The organism is Providencia sp. PROV024, assembly GCF_032709665.1.
GTDB lineage: Bacteria > Pseudomonadota > Gammaproteobacteria > Enterobacterales > Enterobacteriaceae > Providencia > Providencia huashanensis.
On record NZ_CP120545.1, the window covers coordinates 1,930,061 to 1,947,983 of the forward strand.

Genomic DNA, 17,923 nt, shown 5'->3' on the forward strand with positions numbered 1-17,923 from the left:
CATGTGAATATGTTAAGTGTTAAAAACTTACACGTGAGTGTAGAAGGGAATGAGATTTTAAAAGGGTTATCTCTGGAAGTAAAACCAGGGGAAGTCCACGCCATCATGGGGCCGAATGGTTCTGGTAAAAGTACATTGTCAGCCACTCTCGCAGGACGTGAAGAATATGAAGTTGACAGTGGTGAAGTGACATTTAAAGGTAAAGACCTGTTTGAGCTAGACCCTGAAGAGCGTGCAGGTGAGGGCGTCTTTTTAGCCTTTCAATATCCCGTTGAAATTCCTGGTGTAAGTAATCAGTTTTTCCTACAAACGGCGGTGAATGCGGTAAGAGAATATCGTCAGCAAGAAGCTTTAGATCGCTTTGATTTCCAAGACTTTATCGAAGATAAAATCAAACTATTGGAAATGCCCGAAGACTTACTGGCGCGTTCAGTGAATGTAGGCTTCTCTGGTGGTGAGAAAAAACGTAATGATATCTTGCAAATGGCAGCACTTGAGCCGCAACTGTGTATCTTAGATGAAACGGATTCAGGCTTGGATATCGATGCGTTGAAAATTGTGGCAAATGGGGTTAACTCTCTGCGTTCGCCTGATCGCTCATTCATAATTGTGACTCACTATCAGCGTATTTTGGATTATGTGAAGCCAGATTTTGTCCATGTGCTTTATCAAGGGAAAATCATCAAATCGGGTGATTTCAGTTTAGCGAAAAAACTTGAGGAGCAAGGTTATGGCTGGCTTATTGACCAACAGTGAGAAAGCAGAGAAACGTGCTCAAGTTGCTGCGCTCAATGAGCGCGCAATGTCACGTTTTGCGACATTATATGAACAGCGTCATGGGGCGAACTCACAACATGCTAAAACCCATTGGGAAATGGCAAAGCATGTCGGTTTACCTACATTTCGTCATGAAGACTGGCATTACACGCCATTAAATAGTGTATTAGAAACGGAGTATCGTTTTAGTGAAGCAGATGTTGCTGCAGCGGAATGCGAAGCCTTAGCTCTACACATTGATGCATACCGCATTGTGTTAGTTGATGGTCGTTATAGTTCTGCGTTAAGTTCTATCGATATGGGGCCATTCCAAGTCGCTTTACTCGATAACCAAGATTTGCTGCCATCTCCAGTTAATAGTGAAATTTTTTTACATTTAACCGAAAGTTTAGCGGTGCAACCGTTGGTAATTTCTTTATCGGCGAATAAAATTGCTGAAAAACCACTTTATTTATTGAATATCTCTAGTGGTAATCAAGGTACACAAGCAACAAATCTTAGCCAATATCGTTACCACTTAAGTTTAGAAGCCAATAGTAAAGCACAGGTAATTGAACATTTTGTAAGCTTAAATGGTCAAGCTCACATGACGGGAAGTCGTTTAACCGTTGAAGTGGGTGATAATGCTGATTTTAGCCATTTCAAATTGAATGTAGAAAATGAACAAGCCCAGCATTTTGCGCACAATGATATTATTGTTGGGCGCGATAGCAGAGTAAAAAGCAGTAGTTTTTTACTCGGTGCCTCATTAACCCGTAACCATACTAGCGCACGTCTTGATGGGGAAAATAGCGATTTCGAACTTAATAGTTTGCTATTACCGAAGGGCAGTGAAATTGCAGATACTCGAACCTATCTTGAGCATAACAAAGGCTACTGTAACAGCCAGCAGTGGCATAAAGTCATTGCTATGGACAATAGCAAGGCCGTGTTTAATGGTATGATTAAAGTTGCGCCAAATGCGTTGAAAACAGACGGTCAAATGACTAACAATACATTATTGTTAGGGGAAAAAGCAGAAATTGATACTAAGCCACAACTTGAAATTTATGCTGATGATGTAAAATGCGGTCACGGTGCAACAGTTGGTCGAATCGATGATGAGCAATTATTTTATCTGCGTTCAAGGGGAATCGATGGCAAAGCAGCAAAACATATGATTATTATCGCATTTGCTGCTGAATTAACAGAATCTATTGAATCGGAAGAATTAAAACACGCTGTGATGGCAAACATCCGCCAGCGCTTAGCGGAGGTTTAATACCTATGCTGTTCAATGTAGCTTCAGTAAGGCAGGACTTTCCTGCCTTATCTCAACTAATCAATAATCATCCTTTGGTGTATTTAGATACTGCCGCTAGTGCACAGAAACCGCTGCAAGTTATTGAGAAAGAAAGTGAGTTCACGTTGCATCACTATGCTGCGGTACACCGTGGAATTCATACTCTCAGTGCTAATGCAACCACGATGATGGAAGAAGTGCGCCAAAAAGCGGCTAATTTTATCCATGCTGCATCAAATGAAGAAATTGTCTTTGTAAAAGGCACCACGGAAGGCATTAATCTTGTTGCAAATAGCTTTGGCCGCAAGTATTTCCATGAAGGGGATAATATAGTTATCACGGAAATGGAACATCATGCGAATATTGTTCCTTGGTATATGTTGGCTGAAGAAATCGGTTTCGAGATCCGTGTTATTCCGATTTCTGATGATGGAAGGTTGCAGCTAGATTCACTCAATGAATTTATTGATGCTCGCACTCGTTTATTGAGTTTTGCGCATATTTCCAATGTATTAGGAACGGTTAATCCTGTACAAGATATCATCAAACAAGCAAGGGCTATTGCGGCTTCGAAAGGGAGTGAGATTGCCATTCTTGTTGATGGTGCGCAGGGAGCTATGCATCAGCAAGTTGATGTACAAGCCTTAGACTGTGATTTTTACGTTTTTTCCGGCCATAAATTATATGGGCCGACAGGGATTGGGGTACTTTACGGTAAAAAAGCGGTCCTTGATAATATGCCACCCTGGGAAGGCGGTGGGGCGATGATCCGCCAAGTCAGCTTGACCAAAGGTATCACATTTGCTGATGCCCCATGGCGTTTTGAAGCAGGTACCCCGAATGTTAGTGCCATTATAGGTTTAGGGGCGGCATTTGATTATTTGAATGCACTAAACTTGGCGGATGTATTTGCTCATGAAGCTCAAGTGATGGCATACGCATCGGAAAAACTGCAAGAAATACCGTCAGTCACATTATATGGTAATGATAAACGGGAAGGTGTACTGGCATTTAATTTAGGGCAACACCATGCTTATGATGTTGGGTCTTTTCTTGATAGATATGGAATAGCGATACGTACAGGGCACCATTGTGCTTTACCATTAATGGAACACTATCATGTTCCTGCTATGTGCCGAGCTTCTGTGGGGATTTACACGACCAAAGAAGAAATCGATTCTTTATTCAGTGCGTTACAGCGAATTAAAAAATTGTTAGGCTAGCACATAAAACAGATTGTTTTGGTAAAGGAAATCAGTATGCCCGCATTACCCGATGAACATAAGTTATTACGTAACTTTTCCCGTTGTCAGGATTGGGAAGAACGCTATTTATATATGATTGAACTTGGTGGACGTTTACCTGACTTAACTGAAGCACAAAGAAGTGATAATAATTTGATTGCAGGTTGCCAAAGTCAGGTTTGGATTGACATGCAAAAGCAATCGGACGGGGCTATTATGTTTGCTGGTGACAGCGATGCAGCAATAGTTAAAGGGCTAGTGGCAATTGTCATTATTCTTTTTCAAGGCAAAACCGCGCAACAAATATTAGGGCTCGATGTTAAGTCTTTTTTTGAGCAATTAGCATTGGAGCAGCATTTAACCCCTTCACGTACACAAGGCTTAAATGCCATGATCCGCTCAATTTTAGCTCGTGCAGGTCAATTAGCATAATAATATCAGGGGAGTACAGTTTGCTCCCTTTCTCCTCGCCAATCTTTTTTCTTTTCTATGCTACTCTAAACTCATGTATTTAATTAAGTTATTATTATTAGACTAATTATTATGGATTAGCTCAGTGCTAATTATTAACTAAAATATTTATTTAGTATTAAAGATATGCAAGATAGTTGCTATTATGAGCAATAATCATTGCATTATTGTAAGAACACCATTTTCCTTGGAGTAGGTATGAAAAGAGTTTTGACGGCGGCAAGTTTGTTTGTCATGAGTGCCTTGTTGGCTCCGGCTCAGGCAAAAGAGTATCCATTACCTGACAGTAATACACGCCTAATCGGGGAAAACCTGACGTATGTTGTACCAAATGATGGGCGCCCGTTAGAAGCTATCGCCAGTGATTACCAAATAGGCTTATTGGGTATGTTAGAAGCAAACCCTGGGACAGACCCTTACCTTCCTGAAGCGGGCAAGGAACTGATCATCCCCGCACAAATGCTATTACCCGCTACACCAAGAACGGGGATTGTCATTAATCTCGCTGAGCTTCGTTTATATTATTACCCTGCGAATAGTGAAAATGTTATTGTTTACCCAATAGGTATTGGTCAATTGGGGCGTGACACGCCTGAAATGGTGACATCTGTCAGCCAATCAATTAAAGACCCTACATGGACACCAACAGCAAACATTCGTAAAAATTATGCCAAAGAGGGGATAACTTTGCCTGCGGTAGTTCCTGCGGGACCAGAAAATCCGATGGGGCTATATGCGTTACGGTTATCTTATGGTCGAGGTGAATATTTAATTCATGGTACTAATGCAGACTTTGGTATTGGCATGAGAGTTAGTTCGGGATGTATTCGCTTACGGCCTGATGATATTGAAGCATTATTCAAAACGGTACCAAAAGGAACACGGGTCCAAGTTATTGACCAACCGGTGAAATATTCTAAAGAAGCGGATGGAAGCTATTATATTGAAGTACATCAACCGTTATCTCGGACAAGCAGTGATGACCCACAAACGATGCCAATCAAATTGTCTGACGATTTCAAGCGTTTTTTAGAAAATGAAGGGGTTGACAAGGGCTTAGTAGAAAAAGAACTGGCAAGGCGTTCTGGTATGCCTGTGAGGGTCAATAATGATCAAGGTAATAGTATTCCTGATACTGAAAGCCAAACACAGCAAGGTTTAGTTCCTATTGAACCCTTTAGTATCTCACAACCTGAACCTATCTATGATGGTAAAGTTGGTGCATTGCTACCGGCTAAGTACCGCTCTTCTGCAATAACGCAATAATTTCAATAAAATAAGGGCCTATTTTCATAGGCCCTCATAAATGCTACTAGCTTCAAAGAAGCGTCTTTTCGACTAAATAACGACCAAATCGAACTTATTTTTTGTAAGTGCGAACTTGGTTGTCCAAGCGCTGGTTAGCGCGAGCTGCTTCTTCTTGAGCTGTCTGTACGTCAGAACGCAGAGACTGAACGTCGTTGCTCAGTTGATCAACTTTACCATTCAGAGTTTGTACGTCTGAAGAGAGTTTTTGCACTTCAGTGCTGTTAGAACAACCCGCTAGTAATGCTGAAGCTAATACGATAGAGCCCAGTACAATTTTAGTACGAATCATTATTTTACCCTCTAGATTGATTTATCTTGAAAATATAAAAAAGCAAGTCACCAAACAATAGAGCCAAGACTGTTATCTTAAAGCTTGCTATATCCCTTTAAAACAACCTAATGAAAATTAGGGTATGGCACTTACTTAGTCTTATGCTAGTACTAAATATAAAGTTTTGCTAGAAATACTTTAATATTAGTACTAGGAAAAAGAAGAAAAATTTAAATCAAGAACAATGATGGCGGTTATTTGACCAATTTAAGGGCTTTTTTTGATTTTACACTAATAATGATAAGAGAATATTTACTTGGGGGTACAAAATAAGTAAATAGTTACTTCAGGACAGCACAAAATGTTAACTTTAAATAAGAAGGCCGATGGTTAAATTAATTACCATCGGCCTTTTTGCATACAACTTATGAGAGTTTATTTAGAGCACATGAACAGATGAAGTATTGGTCGTACCGCTTTGTACTAATGCGCCGGATACCATAACAACAGCATCACCTGAAACCGCTAAACCACTTTCTAACGCTGCACGTTTACCTTCACGATAGAAGTCGTCAGTAGAAGTAAACCCACCAACAATCATCGGGATCACGCCTTTGACTAATAATAACTGACGAGCAGTTTCTTCGTTAGTTGTTAATGCAAGAATAGGTGCGGTTGGGAAATATTTACGAACCGATTTTGCTGATTTACCGCCGTATGTTGCAACAACAATCAGAGGAACATCTAATTTTTCAGACATTTCTACTGCGCCACGGCATACCGCTTCAGTAACACGTAAACGCTGGCTTGGTTTTTGGTTATCGATGCGAGTTTGCATCACACTATCAGTGCGCTCACAAATCGTTGCCATAATAGTGACAGCTTCTACAGGATATTTACCTTTTGCACTTTCACCTGATAGCATCACTGCATCGGTACCATCTAAAATCGCGTTTGCAACATCCCCTGCTTCTGCACGAGTCGGGCGCGGGTTTTTGATCATTGAGTCTAACATTTGGGTCGCAGTAATAACCACTTTACGTGCTGCAACACATTTCTCAATCATCATTTTTTGCGCGAAAATAACTTCTTCAACAGGGATCTCTACCCCTAAATCACCACGTGCAACCATGATGCCATCAGATGCTTCTAAAATTTCATCAAAATTATTTAGACCTTCTTGATTTTCAATTTTAGAGATAATTTGAATGTTTTCGCCGCCGTGTTTTTTCAGGTGAGCACGAATTTCTTCTACATCAGAACGTTTACGGATAAAAGAGGCAGCTACAAAATCCACACCTTGTTGGCAACCAAAAACTAAGTCTTCTTTATCTTTTTCGGCTAATGCGGGTAAGCCAATTGAAACGCCGGGTAGATTAACCCCTTTTTTCTCACCGAGGTCACCGTTATTTAAGACTTCGCAAATAACTTCAGTAGCAGTGATGCTAGTGACTTTCATGCCAATTAAGCCATCATCGACTAATACAGTATTGCCTACTTCTAAATCAGAAGTTAACCCTGCATAAGTGACAGCAACTTTATCTTTATTGCCGATAACGGAAGTATCTGTCGTAAAAGTAAAGGTTTGACCGGCAACAAGAGAGACGTCGTTACCACCTTCTAATTTCATGGTACGAATTTCAGGACCTTTTGTGTCCAGCAGGATAGCTGCTTGTTTACCAGTTTTTGCGCACACAGAGCGAAGATTGTTGATACGTTGACCATGTTCTTCATAGTCACCGTGAGAGAAGTTGAGGCGCATAACGTTCATGCCAGCATCAAGGAGTTGGGTCAGTTTTTCTTCTGATTCGGTTTTTGGACCGATAGTACAAACAATTTTGGTTTTTTTCATGGCAGTCTATCTAAGGTTATAAAGGAAATCGGTATTGTCGCCGATGCTTAGTGCGCATGATAAAATGTGTTGCGCAACTCATTTATAAGAATAGGCGACAGTCTGGTGGTTAATTCATTTTACGCTAAAATTTATCTCATTTTGATTCTTATTATAGTGTAGATGACAAATTCAATTAAAGCTAACACACTGATTTATTGCTGTTGAAACCTTTCAGCCAGCATGAGTATTATAGACAACAAAAAACTGTGAGACAAATCAAATTTTCTTAAATTGAAAGAAGTCGTCACTCAGATCAAATACTCAGTAAATAGTTTGCGATTTATTTTGTTGCGCAACAAAGTAAGGGAAGATCGACAGACAATCAAGGAAAATATTAGAATCAATAGGAGGAGGTTAGCAAAATGGTGCGTCCGAGTAGACTCGAACTACCGACCCCCACCATGTCAAGGTGGTGCTCTAACCAACTGAGCTACGGACGCACTGAAAGAGTATGCTTTGAGTTAACTTGAAATGGTGCGTCCGAGTAGACTCGAACTACCGACCCCCACCATGTCAAGGTGGTGCTCTAACCAACTGAGCTACGGACGCATTGAAAATTAACAAGCGTTGTTCACTAGAAATGGTGCGTCCGAGTAGACTCGAACTACCGACCCCCACCATGTCAAGGTGGTGCTCTAACCAACTGAGCTACGGACGCATTAAAAAATTATCTAGCTGACAACGGGAACGAATATTAACGTTATGATGCGCATCTGGCAAGGGGAAAATGTATTTTTGCGATAGTTTGCTCGTATTTAAAACTATCTGATGCGAAATACATCTTCCCGTACAGTTAAAAGCTTAAAAAACCGTCAATTAGCGAGTCGAACGAACTAAAATAAACTCTTCAGATTGTTTATGAAGCCACATAATCCGTGTTGCCATACCAATGGCTGCTGCGCTTAAGCCAATTATAAAACCAATCCAAAACCCTTTAGGCCCCATGGCTGGAGCAACAATATCGGTTAAGGCTAAGATATAGCCTGCAGGTAATCCTAGTAGCCAGTAAGCTGTAAAAGTAATAAAGAAAATAGAACGTGTATCTTTATAACCCCGTAGGATACCAGCACCAATAACTTGTACGGAATCTGATAATTGATAAATTGCGGCATATAGCATCAAACTAGACGCTAAAGCCACAACTTCCGGGTTTTTGTTATACATCATCGCAATTGGCTCACGGAATACGATAGTTAAAATAGCAGTAATACAAGCCACCATTAAGCCAACCGCTAAGCTAGTGTAAGATGAAACTTTAGCGGCCTCGGTAGATTTTTGCCCTAAATTATAACCAACCCGGATTGTTGCAGCGATCCCTAATGATAATGGGAACATAAACATCACTGAGCTAAAATTAAGAGCAACTTGGTGACCGGCAACGGCTATGATACCTAACGGTGCAACTAATAGTGCAACAACAGCAAATAATGTGACTTCAAAGAACAGAGCTAAACCAATAGGAGTACCCAATACAATGATGCGCTTTAAAATTAATGGATTTGGCGATGTAAAAACTAGAGTAGGGCGAATATCACGCTGAGAATGCGCTCGTTTCACATACCATCTCATCATTATGCACATAGCCCAATACACTGTAGCTGTCGCAACACCACAACCGACACCACCTAGTGCAGGTGCTCCAAAGTGCCCATAAATAAAGATATAATTGATAGGAATATTCACCATCAAACCAAGAAAACCAATAACCATCCCCGGTTTCGTTTTCGATAAACCTTCACATTGGCTACGATAGACTTGATAAAATAGGTATCCTGGCGCTCCCCACATGATTGCATGTAAGAATCGCACTGATTTATCGGCTAATTCAGCATCAATGTGCGGCATGTTATGAATGATTAACTGGCTATTATAGAGCAAACACATAATGCCCAACGCTAAGAACAATGCAAGCCATAGACCTTGCTGAACCTGATCGCCAATTAAATTTCGGCGACCTGACCCATTCATTTGAGCGACAATAGGCGTCAATGCCATCAATAGCCCTTGCCCAAAAAGAATAGCGGGCAGCCAGATTGAAACCCCAACTGCAACTGCGGACATCTCTATTTCACTAACGCTTCCAGCCATAATAGTATCCACAAACCCCATTGCAGTTTGTGAAAATTGAGCTAAAACAATAGGAATACCGAGTGCCAGCAAGCTACGCGCTTCTGTAAAATATTTCTGCACGCATACACCTTCATAATAAAACGAGTAATAGGAAAAAAACTAGAAAAATAAATGATTTACTTAAAGTATAAGCTTTAATAAAAACCGCTCATTCTATCCCTTTTCTAGAGAGAATCCAATAATGATATAATTGAATGTAATAAAAAAGCATTTTTAAACCTAGGTGCTGGTTATATCGCTAGTTTGCCAGTGAATTGGTCTGTCGCTTATCACTCAAATAAGATAGATCTCTAAGAATTCTTATGTAAACTGAAGTCATTAATTCACTACACTGAGATTTATTATGTTTACAGGCATTGTCCAAGCTACAGCTCCTATTATAGAAATCACTGAAAGAGCTAATTTTCGTACTCATGTAATGAAATTTACCCCTGAATTATTAGTCGGCTTAGAAACAGGGGCATCTGTTGCACATAACGGCTGTTGCCTTACAGTGACAAAAATTGATGGTGAAAAGGTTAGCTTTGATCTCATTAAAGAAACATTACGTTTAACCAACCTTGGCGCACTAAAAGAAGGGGATGTGGTTAATATTGAACGTGCTGCTAAATACGGTGATGAAATTGGGGGGCATGTTGTTTCTGGTCATATTATGACAACTGCAGAAATCAGTAAAATTTTCACCTCAGAAGATAACCATCAAATTTGGTTGGCGATTCACGATAAATCATTGATGAAATATATTTTACATAAAGGGTTTGTTGCCATAGATGGTATCAGCTTAACTGTAGGTGATGTCATCAATAATCGTTTTTGTGTGCATTTGATCCCAGAGACTTTGGAGCGAACTACATTAGGTCAAAAACGTTTAGGGGACAAAGTGAATATTGAAATCGATCCTCAGACTCAGGCAATCGTTGATACGGTTGAACGTGTTTTGAACCAAAAAGAACAAGAAAAGTTTTTACAACAAACTAATGAAATAATAGAAGCTAATGAGCCTTAGTAAATATTACCTTTAAGGGGTCTTAAGCTGTTAGTTAGGTTTGATTACTTTATCTAATTAGGCTATAGCAGCGGTTTATGGTGCTATAGCCAAGGTCAATTACGAAGGGGGAATTAATTTATCGGGCGTGTTTAATAATCTAATTCTACAATTCCGCTAATTACAATAAGTTAAAATTAATAAAAGAGGGTGAAATTTTTATTAATGGCTAACCTTAAACGTCAACTAGTTATTTTTCACTGAAGTTGACTGAAAAACTAGCGTTATCACGTTCAATTGCATCGACTAGACGTTTGAAATGTGGACTATTTTTATGCATCTCTAGCGCTTGAGTATTTTCCCACTCTTCGAAAACAATGTAACCATTTTCTTTAGCCATAAGATCATATTGAATGCATCCTTTCTCTCGGCGACTTAATTTTGCTAAGTCACGAACGATTTCTCGCGTCAAATACCCATCTGATTTTTCCGTCGTAATTTGGGCATACACAACAATACTCATTCCTTTCTCCTTATGTATTAAGAACTATCTTAATGGGTACTTAGTTTTTGTATTGTAAAAAAGCGAATACTCTGATTTTAAAAATGCCGACGGGGTCATAGTAAAGTATCTTTTAAAATCGCGATAAAAGTGGGACTGATCATAATAGCCTGTTTCAAACCATCGGTATGTATCTTGTTCTACTACCATACTCTTCAAAACATGCTCTAAGCGGCAATTGATCTGATAACGTTTTGGGGTAATGCCATACTCTTTTAAAAACTCTTTTTGAATAACCCGTACATGTAATCCTGTTTCTTCAGCAAGTTCTGTTATTTTTTTTGTAGGGTTGCGATACAGCAATTCTAAAATGTCATCGATAAAATGAGGCTTTTTATTGGCTTTAGTTCGATTGAAGCAATCTAAAAGTTCTTTAAATGATGAGTTGGCTAAGGACTCAAACCAGCGATCTTGCCATATTTCACTCAGAGCCATAGGCCTATCAGTGTAATTAAACGTACTAAGGGGAAGTAAAAAGCGCAGTGCATCATGGCGTATACGCAACACCATTACTTTTGAATGGTTAGGATTAGCCGTGAATGTATTGACTCTAGGAATAATTAATTGGAAAGAGTCTGTTGTTGAATGTTTTTCTGTTGACATGCAAAAAGAATCTGATGAAACCCAAATTTCAGCACCAGTTCCTGGAAAAATTTTAATTGTTCCTGAAAATTCTTTAATGATCAAAATTGAACTAACAAAGGATTTTAATTCATCTGGTGGATAATACTGTTTCAACATCATTCTTGAGCACTCATTATTTGATATGGCAATGATAACGCTTTCTAACAAGAAAATTAACTATAGAAAATCTATATCTTAGTAGATAAAAAAATAAAATCCCTCTATTTTAGTGAAATACGCTTTAAATATTAGAAATATATGAAGTAGATACAGTTTTTAGTCTTTGAGTATCTAAATAACAGATAAGATTATTTGTCATGAATAACTGAATATTCGCGGTGAGAAGTTGGGAGTATTTTTATTGGTTAATAAACGAAAACCATGCCGCTAAGCTTGCGGCATGGTTTAAAGTGAATCATATGTTGTTATCAATCGGCTTGGCAATCGGCATGTTTTAGCGCTTTTTCACTATTGCTGGAACAACGTTGCATAAAATAACCAATCGTCATTGGAATGATGGTTGCAGCCATTACCCCCGTTGTTGCCAGAAGTGGGTCGAAAGTAAGAGCAGAAACGAGCAAGCTGGCTAAAAAACATAACCCTAATTGCAAGGCATTTTGTAATGCCGCCGCTTTACCACTTGCACTCGGGAATGCATTTAATGCTTTCGAAACAGCGATTGGATAGGAAGCCCCATTCATCGCCGCCATAAAGCAAAATGGGATCAAAATCATAGTTAGTGACGGAGTACTGTAGATAGCTATAATGAATAAGATTGCCATGCTTACTGCATAACCCGTCAATAATAGAGGGAATAAAGTTTCAGCGCGAACTTTTGCTAATACAATACGACAGCCATAGCCACCAACAATGAAAGCTAAGGTTTGAGGGATATAACTTAAGCCTATATCTGCTGGGTTAAACCCCATATTCCGCAAAATAAATGGCGAGCCCGTTAACCAAGCGAAAAAGCCAGCACTACAAGAGGCATAAACAAGTACATTACCACTAAAAATAGGTGAACTTAACAAGTTAGCAAAAGAGACTTTAGTTTTGGGTTGTTTTTCATCCGTGATGTTTTTGACAGAAACATTCTTCAAAAATAACGTTGGTAATAAAAGTAATATACCTACGGCCATGAGGATCAGAAAAATGGCTTCCCAAGTTTGGTGTTCTAAAACCCAAGCACCTAATAAAGGCGCCAAAGCAGGGGATAAAGCGACTAATGGCATAATAGAAGCAAAAACTTTTTGCGTGCTTGCTTCATCATAGCGGTCAATAACGAGAGCTTGCCATAAAACGGCCGCAGAACAGACACCGACAGCTTGTAGAAAACGCAAAGTTAAGAGTTGTGTCGCAGTTTCAACCCAAAAAATAGCTAGGCTGCTTAAAATGAAAATAGCCAACCCAACGATAAGCACAGGTTTACGACCAAGTTTGTCTGATAATGGTCCCCATAGAAGCTGAGCAAAAGCAAAACCAGCTAAAAATATACTGAGAGAAGCGCTGATAGCCCCTTCTGTGGTATGCAGTGAGTTTTGCATTGCCCCAAAAGCAGGTAGATACATATCAATCGCTAAAAACCCCAGCATGCTTAACCCTGCAAGGTAAATCATAAACCCAGGGGAATTTTTTTTCACAGTATTCGTCATAATTATTACTTATTTGATATTTAAAAAAATGTTAACAGTAGTTCTATTGTATAGGCTATTTTTTTATGTTGTGAAACGGTAATATTTGGATCTTGCTATCAAAATTTTTGAAAGGAGATGTTATGTGGTCAGCTCATGCGCTCGAAGTCATTGATGCAGTGGCTCGTACGGGAAGTTTTAGTGGTGCTGCCGATGAGTTGCACCGTGTTCCATCTGCGATTAGCTATACGGTAAAACAAATTGAGGAATGGCTTGCTGTCCCTTTATTTGAACGTCGCCATCGTGATGTAGTTCTTACCGAGGCTGGGGCAATATTTATTAAACAAAGTCGTTCTGTTATCAAAAAAATGACAGATACCAGACATCAATGCCAACAAGTCGCAAATGGTTGGCGTGGTCAATTTAGTATCGCAGTTGACTGCATTGTCAAACCGCAGCGCACAGAACAACTCATTCTAGATTTCTATCGTCATTTTCCTGATATTGAACTGTATATTCACCCTGAAGTGTTTAATGGTGTTTGGGATGCTTTAGCTGATGGTCGTGTTGATGTGGCGATTGGCGCAACACGTGCTTCCCCCATCGGTGAAAGATACAGTTTTCGTGATATGGGTTTCATGTCTTGGATGTGTGTTGCGAGCCCTGAGCACCCATTAGCCAAAATAGAAGGTAAGTTGGTGGATGAACAAATGCGTGAATACCCCAGTTTATGCTTAGAAGATACCTCCCGTAATTTACCCAAAAGAGACACATGGGCCCTTGATAACCAGCGGCGTCTTGTTGTGCCTTATTGGGAAAATGGTTTGGCATGTTTAGTCAATGGGCTATGTGTGGGCATGGTGCCCGAACACCGCGCAACCCCTTTATGCGAGGAAGGGAAGTTAGTGGAATTGGCATTAGTACAACCATTTCCACCAAGCCCTTGCTGCCTAACTTGGGTTGAAAAAAACACATCTCCAGCGTTAAGTTGGTTATTAGATTACCTCGGTGATACTGAAACACTTAACGCGGAATGGCTTTCAACTTAGGTTGCTAAGTTATCGGCGGTAATCAATAAATGGCCCATCAGCAACAGAGCGGCGTTCAACCAGCCGTGGATGTACCTCGATAGTTTGCGCATCTTCGCGCTTATTCACAATTCTATCGAGTAACATTGTAAAGGCCATTTGCCCTAAACGCTCTTTTGGCTGGTGGATAGTCGTTAGAGCAGGGGTAAAATAGCGCGCATTACGCACATTATCATAGCCAATCACTGAAATATCTTGCGGTACACGCAGGCCCATCTCATCTGCGGCGCAAATCGCTCCCATTGCCATAATATCACCACCACAGAAGACCGCGGTAGGGCGCTGTTTATGGCTAAGGATTTGCATCATTGCTTTGTAGCCTGATTCAGGCTCAAAATCCCCTTGGACGATCCACTCATCTTTTAACGTAATTTTGGCCTCTTCCATCGCTTTTTGGAAACCAGTTAAACGACCAATGCCTGTATTTCTTTCGAGTGAACCAGGAATGACACCGATATCACGGTGGCCACGGTCAATCAAATAACGCCCTGCAAGGTAGCCGCCATGGAATGAGTTGTCGATAATACTGTCAGTAAAATCACCTCGTGACGTACCCCAATCCATAACGACCATTGGAATATTACGATAATCTTCTAACATACTGATTAAAGTATCTGGGTATTCAGAGCACATAACGAGTAAACCATCCACGCGTTTTTGCGCAAGCATTTGTAGATAGGCTTTTTGTTTACCCAAATTATTATGGGAATTACAGAGGATTAGTGTATAGCCTTTTTCATAGCAGCTATTTTCAACTGATTCTATTACCTCAGCAAAATAGGGTGCTTCACTGGAGGTTGCCAGCAAACCAATCGACTTAGTGTGATTAACTTTTAGACTACGGGCAACCGCACTTGGTGAATAATTGAGCTCTTTAATTGCAGCCCAGACCGCAGCCTTAGTATCATCAGCCACAAAGCGCGTTTTATTAATAACATGGGATACGGTTGTGGTAGATACGCCAGCGCGTTTCGCCACATCTTTAATCGTTGCCATGGGGGAAAAAAACTCCTGACCAACAATAGGTCTCTATAAGCATTCTTGTTAAAAAATTACCAGCATATTGATGCATTGATCCTTTGCTGGCAATAATTTAGCGATTTGTTGTCGATTTTGTCTGATCTAGCGCAAAAACGAAAGAAATAATTGATGTTATAACATGTGATATAGGCACGAGTTTTGTTTTTTTGGATATATATACTTAATAACCTTTGTGTTAATATGGTTATTCGCTAATTCAATTACGTTTAGATGAGAGGAACTCATGGATACAGATGTTAAATATGGATTACTGGCTGCGTTGGGTTCATTAGCAATGATTATTTTTATTGCTGCACATATTTTTTGATTTTATTTTTACTCATAGCAATGTGCGTAAAAAATAAGGGCGAGATATCTCGCCCTTAGCTATTTAGAAATCAACAGATATCACTATGCTAAATTTTCTTCAACAAACTTCCAATTGACTAGCGCCCAGAAGTTTTCTAAGTATTTAGGACGCGCGTTACGGTAATCGATATAGTAAGCATGCTCCCAAATATCAACTGTTAATACAGGCTTATCTTCACCAGAAATTGGCGTTGCAGCATTAGATGTATTAACGATAGCTAAGCTACCATCGGTTTTTTTCACTAGCCATGTCCAACCTGCGCCAAAGTTTTTGGTCGCAGCGTCAGTAAATTGCGCTTTAAACTCAGCGAAAGAACCGAATGCTTTATTAATCGCATCAGCAACTTTGCCTGTTGGTTCTCCACCTGCATTTGGCGCTAAACAATGCCAATAGAATGTGTGGTTCCAAACTTGAGCAGCATTGTTAAAAACCCCAGCGTCAGAAGTTTTGATGATCTCTTCTAGAGATTTACCTTCGAAGTTAGTGCCTTTGATGAGGTTGTTTAAGTTAACAACATAAGTGTTGTGGTGCTTGCCATAGTGATATTCTAAGGTTTCAGCAGAGATATATGGTTCTAAAGCATCTTTAGCATACGGTAGAGCGGGTAGTTCAAAAGACATTGCGTACTCCTTGATTGCTTTTGTATAAAATACTTCGGGTGTTTGCTCTTAAAATGAGCTAATTAAAAGATGGCAATTTGTTATCAACATTTCGCTCATTGGCGAGATGGTATTTAATATATTAATGATAACACGATAAACCTTACAAAGGGTAACGGTAATCATGTTACTTATATGTTAGCAAAAAACAAAATCATTAACTATTTATATTGTATGGGTATTTGTGAGGAAGAACGCCAGTTTTTCGAATTTAAACAATAGCGAGTTATTTGTTTGACTTAGGTGAGCAGAAGATAGAAAAGGTGCCTTTTTGGTTTTTTGGATGTTATAGTAATGCCCCTGTAAAACTGGCATATTGTATGAAACAATTAAGTTTCACATTATAATGGTCAATGCATTCTATTAAGTCGCAGTAAATCATGCTTGTCGGCTGACTGCAAAACCAGTATCTTTGTTCTAAGGAAGTAAAAATGACGACAATTGAAAGAATCGAGCGCCAAATCAAAGAAAACCCAATTTTATTATACATGAAAGGCTCTCCAAAACTTCCGAGCTGTGGTTTTTCTGCTCAAGCAGTCCAAGCTCTGTCTTCTTGTGGTGAACGCTTTGCTTATGTTGATATCCTACAAAACCCAGATATTCGTGCAGAACTGCCAAAATATGCAAATTGGCCAACTTTTCCTCAACTGTGGGTTGATGGGGAGCTGGTTGGGGGCTGTGATATTATCATGGAAATGTTCCAGCGCGGTGAACTTCAATCATTGATTAAAGAAACTGCGGATAAATATCGCCCAACAGACGAAACTAGCGCAGAATAATATTGCGATAGATAACAAAAAACCGTATTTAGCTAACGTAGTGGTATTTTAGCAAATACGGTTTTTTTATATGTAATTCAATTACTCTTCGTTCTCAACGATAGGCCAGCCACCAAGCTTTTTCCATTTGTTGACAATCTCACAAAACAATAGGGCAGTACGGTTAGTATCATACAGAGCACCGTGGGCTTGTTTCCCATCAAATGGAATACCTGCAGCGACACATGCTTTTGCTAAAATAGTTTGGCCATACACTAAACCACTTAATGCTGCAGTATCGAAGGTTGCAAATGGGTGGAATGGGTTACGTTTTAAACTCGCGCGTTCTGCGGCATTCATAACAAAGCTGTGATCAAAATTTGCATTATGAGCAACAATAATTGCGCGGTTACAATCCGTGTTCTTCATTCCTTTGCGGATCACTTTAAATATTGCGTGTAATGCTTCGTATTCACTTACGGCCCCACGTAATGGATTAGTAGGGTCAATGCCAGTAAAGGCGAGCGCAGATGGCTCAAGGTTTGCACCCTCAAATGGCTCTATATGAAAATGCAATGTTTCATCCATAGACAGCCAGCCGTCTTTATCCATTTTTAAGGTAATCGCGGCGATTTCTAACAGCCCGTCAGTTTTGGCATTAAACCCACCGGTTTCAACATCAATAACAACAGGGTAATAACCCCTGAAACGGTTAACCAGGGCATTAGGATTATTTTTTTCAGACATTAGGACTTTCGATTATAAGTTTCTGATTGGCTCGTATTATGCCAAAACCAGTAAAAATTTGTAGGTAAACATAGAAGAAAATTAAGGCAGCCAATTGGCAGC

At 39.7% G+C, this 17,923-nt stretch carries 17 protein-coding genes and 3 tRNA genes; 8 read left to right on the forward strand and 12 right to left on the reverse strand.

Annotated features, from left to right (window positions below):
• Positions 1-9 precede the first annotated feature (9 nt).
• From sufC to P3L56_RS08905, 5 genes are all read left to right on the forward strand, one after another.
• The gene (gene sufC / locus P3L56_RS08885; RefSeq protein WP_042844040.1) at positions 10-756 is read left to right on the forward strand and encodes a Fe-S cluster assembly ATPase SufC; all 747 of its coding nucleotides are present in this window, start codon (positions 10-12) and stop codon (positions 754-756) included.
• Complete coding sequence (gene sufD, locus P3L56_RS08890; RefSeq protein WP_042844039.1) at positions 731-2,038, forward strand: Fe-S cluster assembly protein SufD; 1,308 nt, start codon at positions 731-733, stop codon at positions 2,036-2,038. Before sufC ends, sufD begins: the two co-directional genes overlap by 26 nt.
• Before the next feature lie 5 nt (positions 2,039-2,043).
• Positions 2,044-3,282, forward strand: a complete 1,239-nt coding sequence (gene sufS / locus P3L56_RS08895; RefSeq protein WP_042844038.1) for a cysteine desulfurase SufS — start codon at positions 2,044-2,046, stop codon at positions 3,280-3,282.
• Positions 3,283-3,318: 36 nt separating this feature from the next.
• Entirely contained in the window at positions 3,319-3,735 is a 417-nt protein-coding gene (gene sufE, locus P3L56_RS08900; protein ID WP_042844037.1) for a cysteine desulfuration protein SufE, read from the forward strand.
• A 237-nt stretch (positions 3,736-3,972) separates the two neighbouring features.
• Positions 3,973-5,040 carry a L,D-transpeptidase family protein gene (locus P3L56_RS08905; protein ID WP_048607013.1) on the forward strand — a complete coding sequence of 356 codons (1,068 nt, stop codon included), beginning with the start codon at positions 3,973-3,975 and terminating at the stop codon, positions 5,038-5,040.
• A 94-nt stretch (positions 5,041-5,134) separates the two neighbouring features.
• On the opposite strand, the gene P3L56_RS08910 is transcribed toward P3L56_RS08905, so the two are convergent.
• The 6 genes from P3L56_RS08910 to P3L56_RS08935 all read right to left on the reverse strand — a co-directional run bounded on the left by P3L56_RS08910 (position 5,135) and on the right by P3L56_RS08935 (position 9,437).
• A complete protein-coding gene (locus P3L56_RS08910; RefSeq protein WP_004263789.1) occupies positions 5,135-5,371 on the reverse strand; it encodes a major outer membrane lipoprotein in 237 nt (78 codons plus the stop codon).
• 421 nt (positions 5,372-5,792) lie between these two features.
• The gene (gene pykF / locus P3L56_RS08915; RefSeq protein ID WP_042844034.1) at positions 5,793-7,205 is read right to left on the reverse strand and encodes a pyruvate kinase PykF; all 1,413 of its coding nucleotides are present in this window, start codon (positions 7,203-7,205) and stop codon (positions 5,793-5,795) included.
• Positions 7,206-7,610: 405 nt separating this feature from the next.
• Positions 7,611-7,687 (reverse strand) — tRNA-Val (locus tag P3L56_RS08920).
• A 32-nt stretch (positions 7,688-7,719) separates the two neighbouring features.
• Positions 7,720-7,796, reverse strand: a tRNA-Val gene (locus P3L56_RS08925).
• Positions 7,797-7,828: 32 nt separating this feature from the next.
• Positions 7,829-7,905, reverse strand: a tRNA-Val gene (locus P3L56_RS08930).
• A 158-nt stretch (positions 7,906-8,063) separates the two neighbouring features.
• Positions 8,064-9,437 (reverse strand): MATE family efflux transporter, encoded by a 1,374-nt coding sequence (locus tag P3L56_RS08935; protein ID WP_210831653.1) that lies wholly within the window; start codon positions 9,435-9,437, stop codon positions 8,064-8,066.
• A gap of 283 nt (positions 9,438-9,720) precedes the next feature.
• Here P3L56_RS08935 and P3L56_RS08940 point away from each other — a divergent pair, with 283 nt between their 5' ends.
• The gene (locus tag P3L56_RS08940; protein ID WP_198861328.1) at positions 9,721-10,383 is read left to right on the forward strand and encodes a riboflavin synthase subunit alpha; all 663 of its coding nucleotides are present in this window, start codon (positions 9,721-9,723) and stop codon (positions 10,381-10,383) included.
• Between the two features lie 229 nt (positions 10,384-10,612).
• Here P3L56_RS08940 and P3L56_RS08945 read toward each other — a convergent pair whose 3' ends face one another.
• The 3 genes from P3L56_RS08945 to punC form a co-directional block, all read right to left on the reverse strand.
• On the reverse strand, positions 10,613-10,885 hold the full coding sequence (locus P3L56_RS08945) for a putative quinol monooxygenase (protein WP_048607016.1): 273 nt from the start codon (positions 10,883-10,885) through the stop codon (positions 10,613-10,615).
• Between the two features lie 24 nt (positions 10,886-10,909).
• The gene (locus P3L56_RS08950; protein ID WP_225832903.1) at positions 10,910-11,668 is read right to left on the reverse strand and encodes a helix-turn-helix transcriptional regulator; all 759 of its coding nucleotides are present in this window, start codon (positions 11,666-11,668) and stop codon (positions 10,910-10,912) included.
• Between the two features lie 308 nt (positions 11,669-11,976).
• Positions 11,977-13,200, reverse strand: coding sequence for a purine nucleoside transporter PunC (gene punC / locus P3L56_RS08955; protein ID WP_048607018.1), 1,224 nt, complete (start codon positions 13,198-13,200; stop codon positions 11,977-11,979).
• Positions 13,201-13,322: 122 nt separating this feature from the next.
• Here punC and punR point away from each other — a divergent pair, with 122 nt between their 5' ends.
• On the forward strand, positions 13,323-14,228 hold the full coding sequence (punR, locus tag P3L56_RS08960) for a DNA-binding transcriptional activator PunR (RefSeq protein ID WP_042844028.1): 906 nt from the start codon (positions 13,323-13,325) through the stop codon (positions 14,226-14,228).
• A 9-nt stretch (positions 14,229-14,237) separates the two neighbouring features.
• Here punR and purR read toward each other — a convergent pair whose 3' ends face one another.
• On the reverse strand, positions 14,238-15,263 hold the full coding sequence (gene purR, locus P3L56_RS08965; protein WP_042844027.1) for an HTH-type transcriptional repressor PurR: 1,026 nt from the start codon (positions 15,261-15,263) through the stop codon (positions 14,238-14,240).
• A gap of 435 nt (positions 15,264-15,698) precedes the next feature.
• The gene (gene sodB / locus P3L56_RS08970; protein WP_042844026.1) at positions 15,699-16,277 is read right to left on the reverse strand and encodes a superoxide dismutase [Fe]; all 579 of its coding nucleotides are present in this window, start codon (positions 16,275-16,277) and stop codon (positions 15,699-15,701) included.
• A 470-nt stretch (positions 16,278-16,747) separates the two neighbouring features.
• Between sodB and P3L56_RS08975 the strand changes: the two genes are divergently transcribed.
• On the forward strand, positions 16,748-17,095 hold the full coding sequence (locus P3L56_RS08975) for a Grx4 family monothiol glutaredoxin (RefSeq protein ID WP_042844025.1): 348 nt from the start codon (positions 16,748-16,750) through the stop codon (positions 17,093-17,095).
• A gap of 81 nt (positions 17,096-17,176) precedes the next feature.
• Here the strand turns inward: P3L56_RS08975 and rnt are convergent, their stop codons facing one another.
• On the reverse strand, positions 17,177-17,821 hold the full coding sequence (rnt, locus tag P3L56_RS08980; protein WP_042844024.1) for a ribonuclease T: 645 nt from the start codon (positions 17,819-17,821) through the stop codon (positions 17,177-17,179).
• Positions 17,822-17,923: the final 102 nt, after the last annotated feature.

Excerpts from the sequence above, each read along its gene's own strand:
- P3L56_RS08905 (WP_048607013.1), top strand. The coding sequence starts at position 3,973 with ATGAAAAGAGTTTTGACGGCGGCAAGTTTGTTTGTCATGAGTGCCTTG.
- purR (WP_042844027.1), bottom strand. The coding sequence starts at position 15,263 with ATGGCAACGATTAAAGATGTGGCGAAACGCGCTGGCGTATCTACCACA.
- rnt (WP_042844024.1), bottom strand. The coding sequence starts at position 17,821 with ATGTCTGAAAAAAATAATCCTAATGCCCTGGTTAACCGTTTCAGGGGT.
- punR (WP_042844028.1), top strand. The coding sequence starts at position 13,323 with ATGTGGTCAGCTCATGCGCTCGAAGTCATTGATGCAGTGGCTCGTACG.
- sufE (WP_042844037.1), top strand. The coding sequence starts at position 3,319 with ATGCCCGCATTACCCGATGAACATAAGTTATTACGTAACTTTTCCCGT.
- P3L56_RS08940 (WP_198861328.1), top strand. The coding sequence starts at position 9,721 with ATGTTTACAGGCATTGTCCAAGCTACAGCTCCTATTATAGAAATCACT.
- P3L56_RS08975 (WP_042844025.1), top strand. The coding sequence starts at position 16,748 with ATGACGACAATTGAAAGAATCGAGCGCCAAATCAAAGAAAACCCAATT.
- P3L56_RS08950 (WP_225832903.1), bottom strand. The coding sequence starts at position 11,668 with ATGATGTTGAAACAGTATTATCCACCAGATGAATTAAAATCCTTTGTT.
- P3L56_RS08945 (WP_048607016.1), bottom strand. The coding sequence starts at position 10,885 with ATGAGTATTGTTGTGTATGCCCAAATTACGACGGAAAAATCAGATGGG.
- P3L56_RS08910 (WP_004263789.1), bottom strand. The coding sequence starts at position 5,371 with ATGATTCGTACTAAAATTGTACTGGGCTCTATCGTATTAGCTTCAGCA.
- punC (WP_048607018.1), bottom strand. The coding sequence starts at position 13,200 with ATGACGAATACTGTGAAAAAAAATTCCCCTGGGTTTATGATTTACCTT.
- sufC (WP_042844040.1), top strand. The coding sequence starts at position 10 with ATGTTAAGTGTTAAAAACTTACACGTGAGTGTAGAAGGGAATGAGATT.
- sodB (WP_042844026.1), bottom strand. The coding sequence starts at position 16,277 with ATGTCTTTTGAACTACCCGCTCTACCGTATGCTAAAGATGCTTTAGAA.
- sufD (WP_042844039.1), top strand. The coding sequence starts at position 731 with ATGGCTGGCTTATTGACCAACAGTGAGAAAGCAGAGAAACGTGCTCAA.
- pykF (WP_042844034.1), bottom strand. The coding sequence starts at position 7,205 with ATGAAAAAAACCAAAATTGTTTGTACTATCGGTCCAAAAACCGAATCA.
- sufS (WP_042844038.1), top strand. The coding sequence starts at position 2,044 with ATGCTGTTCAATGTAGCTTCAGTAAGGCAGGACTTTCCTGCCTTATCT.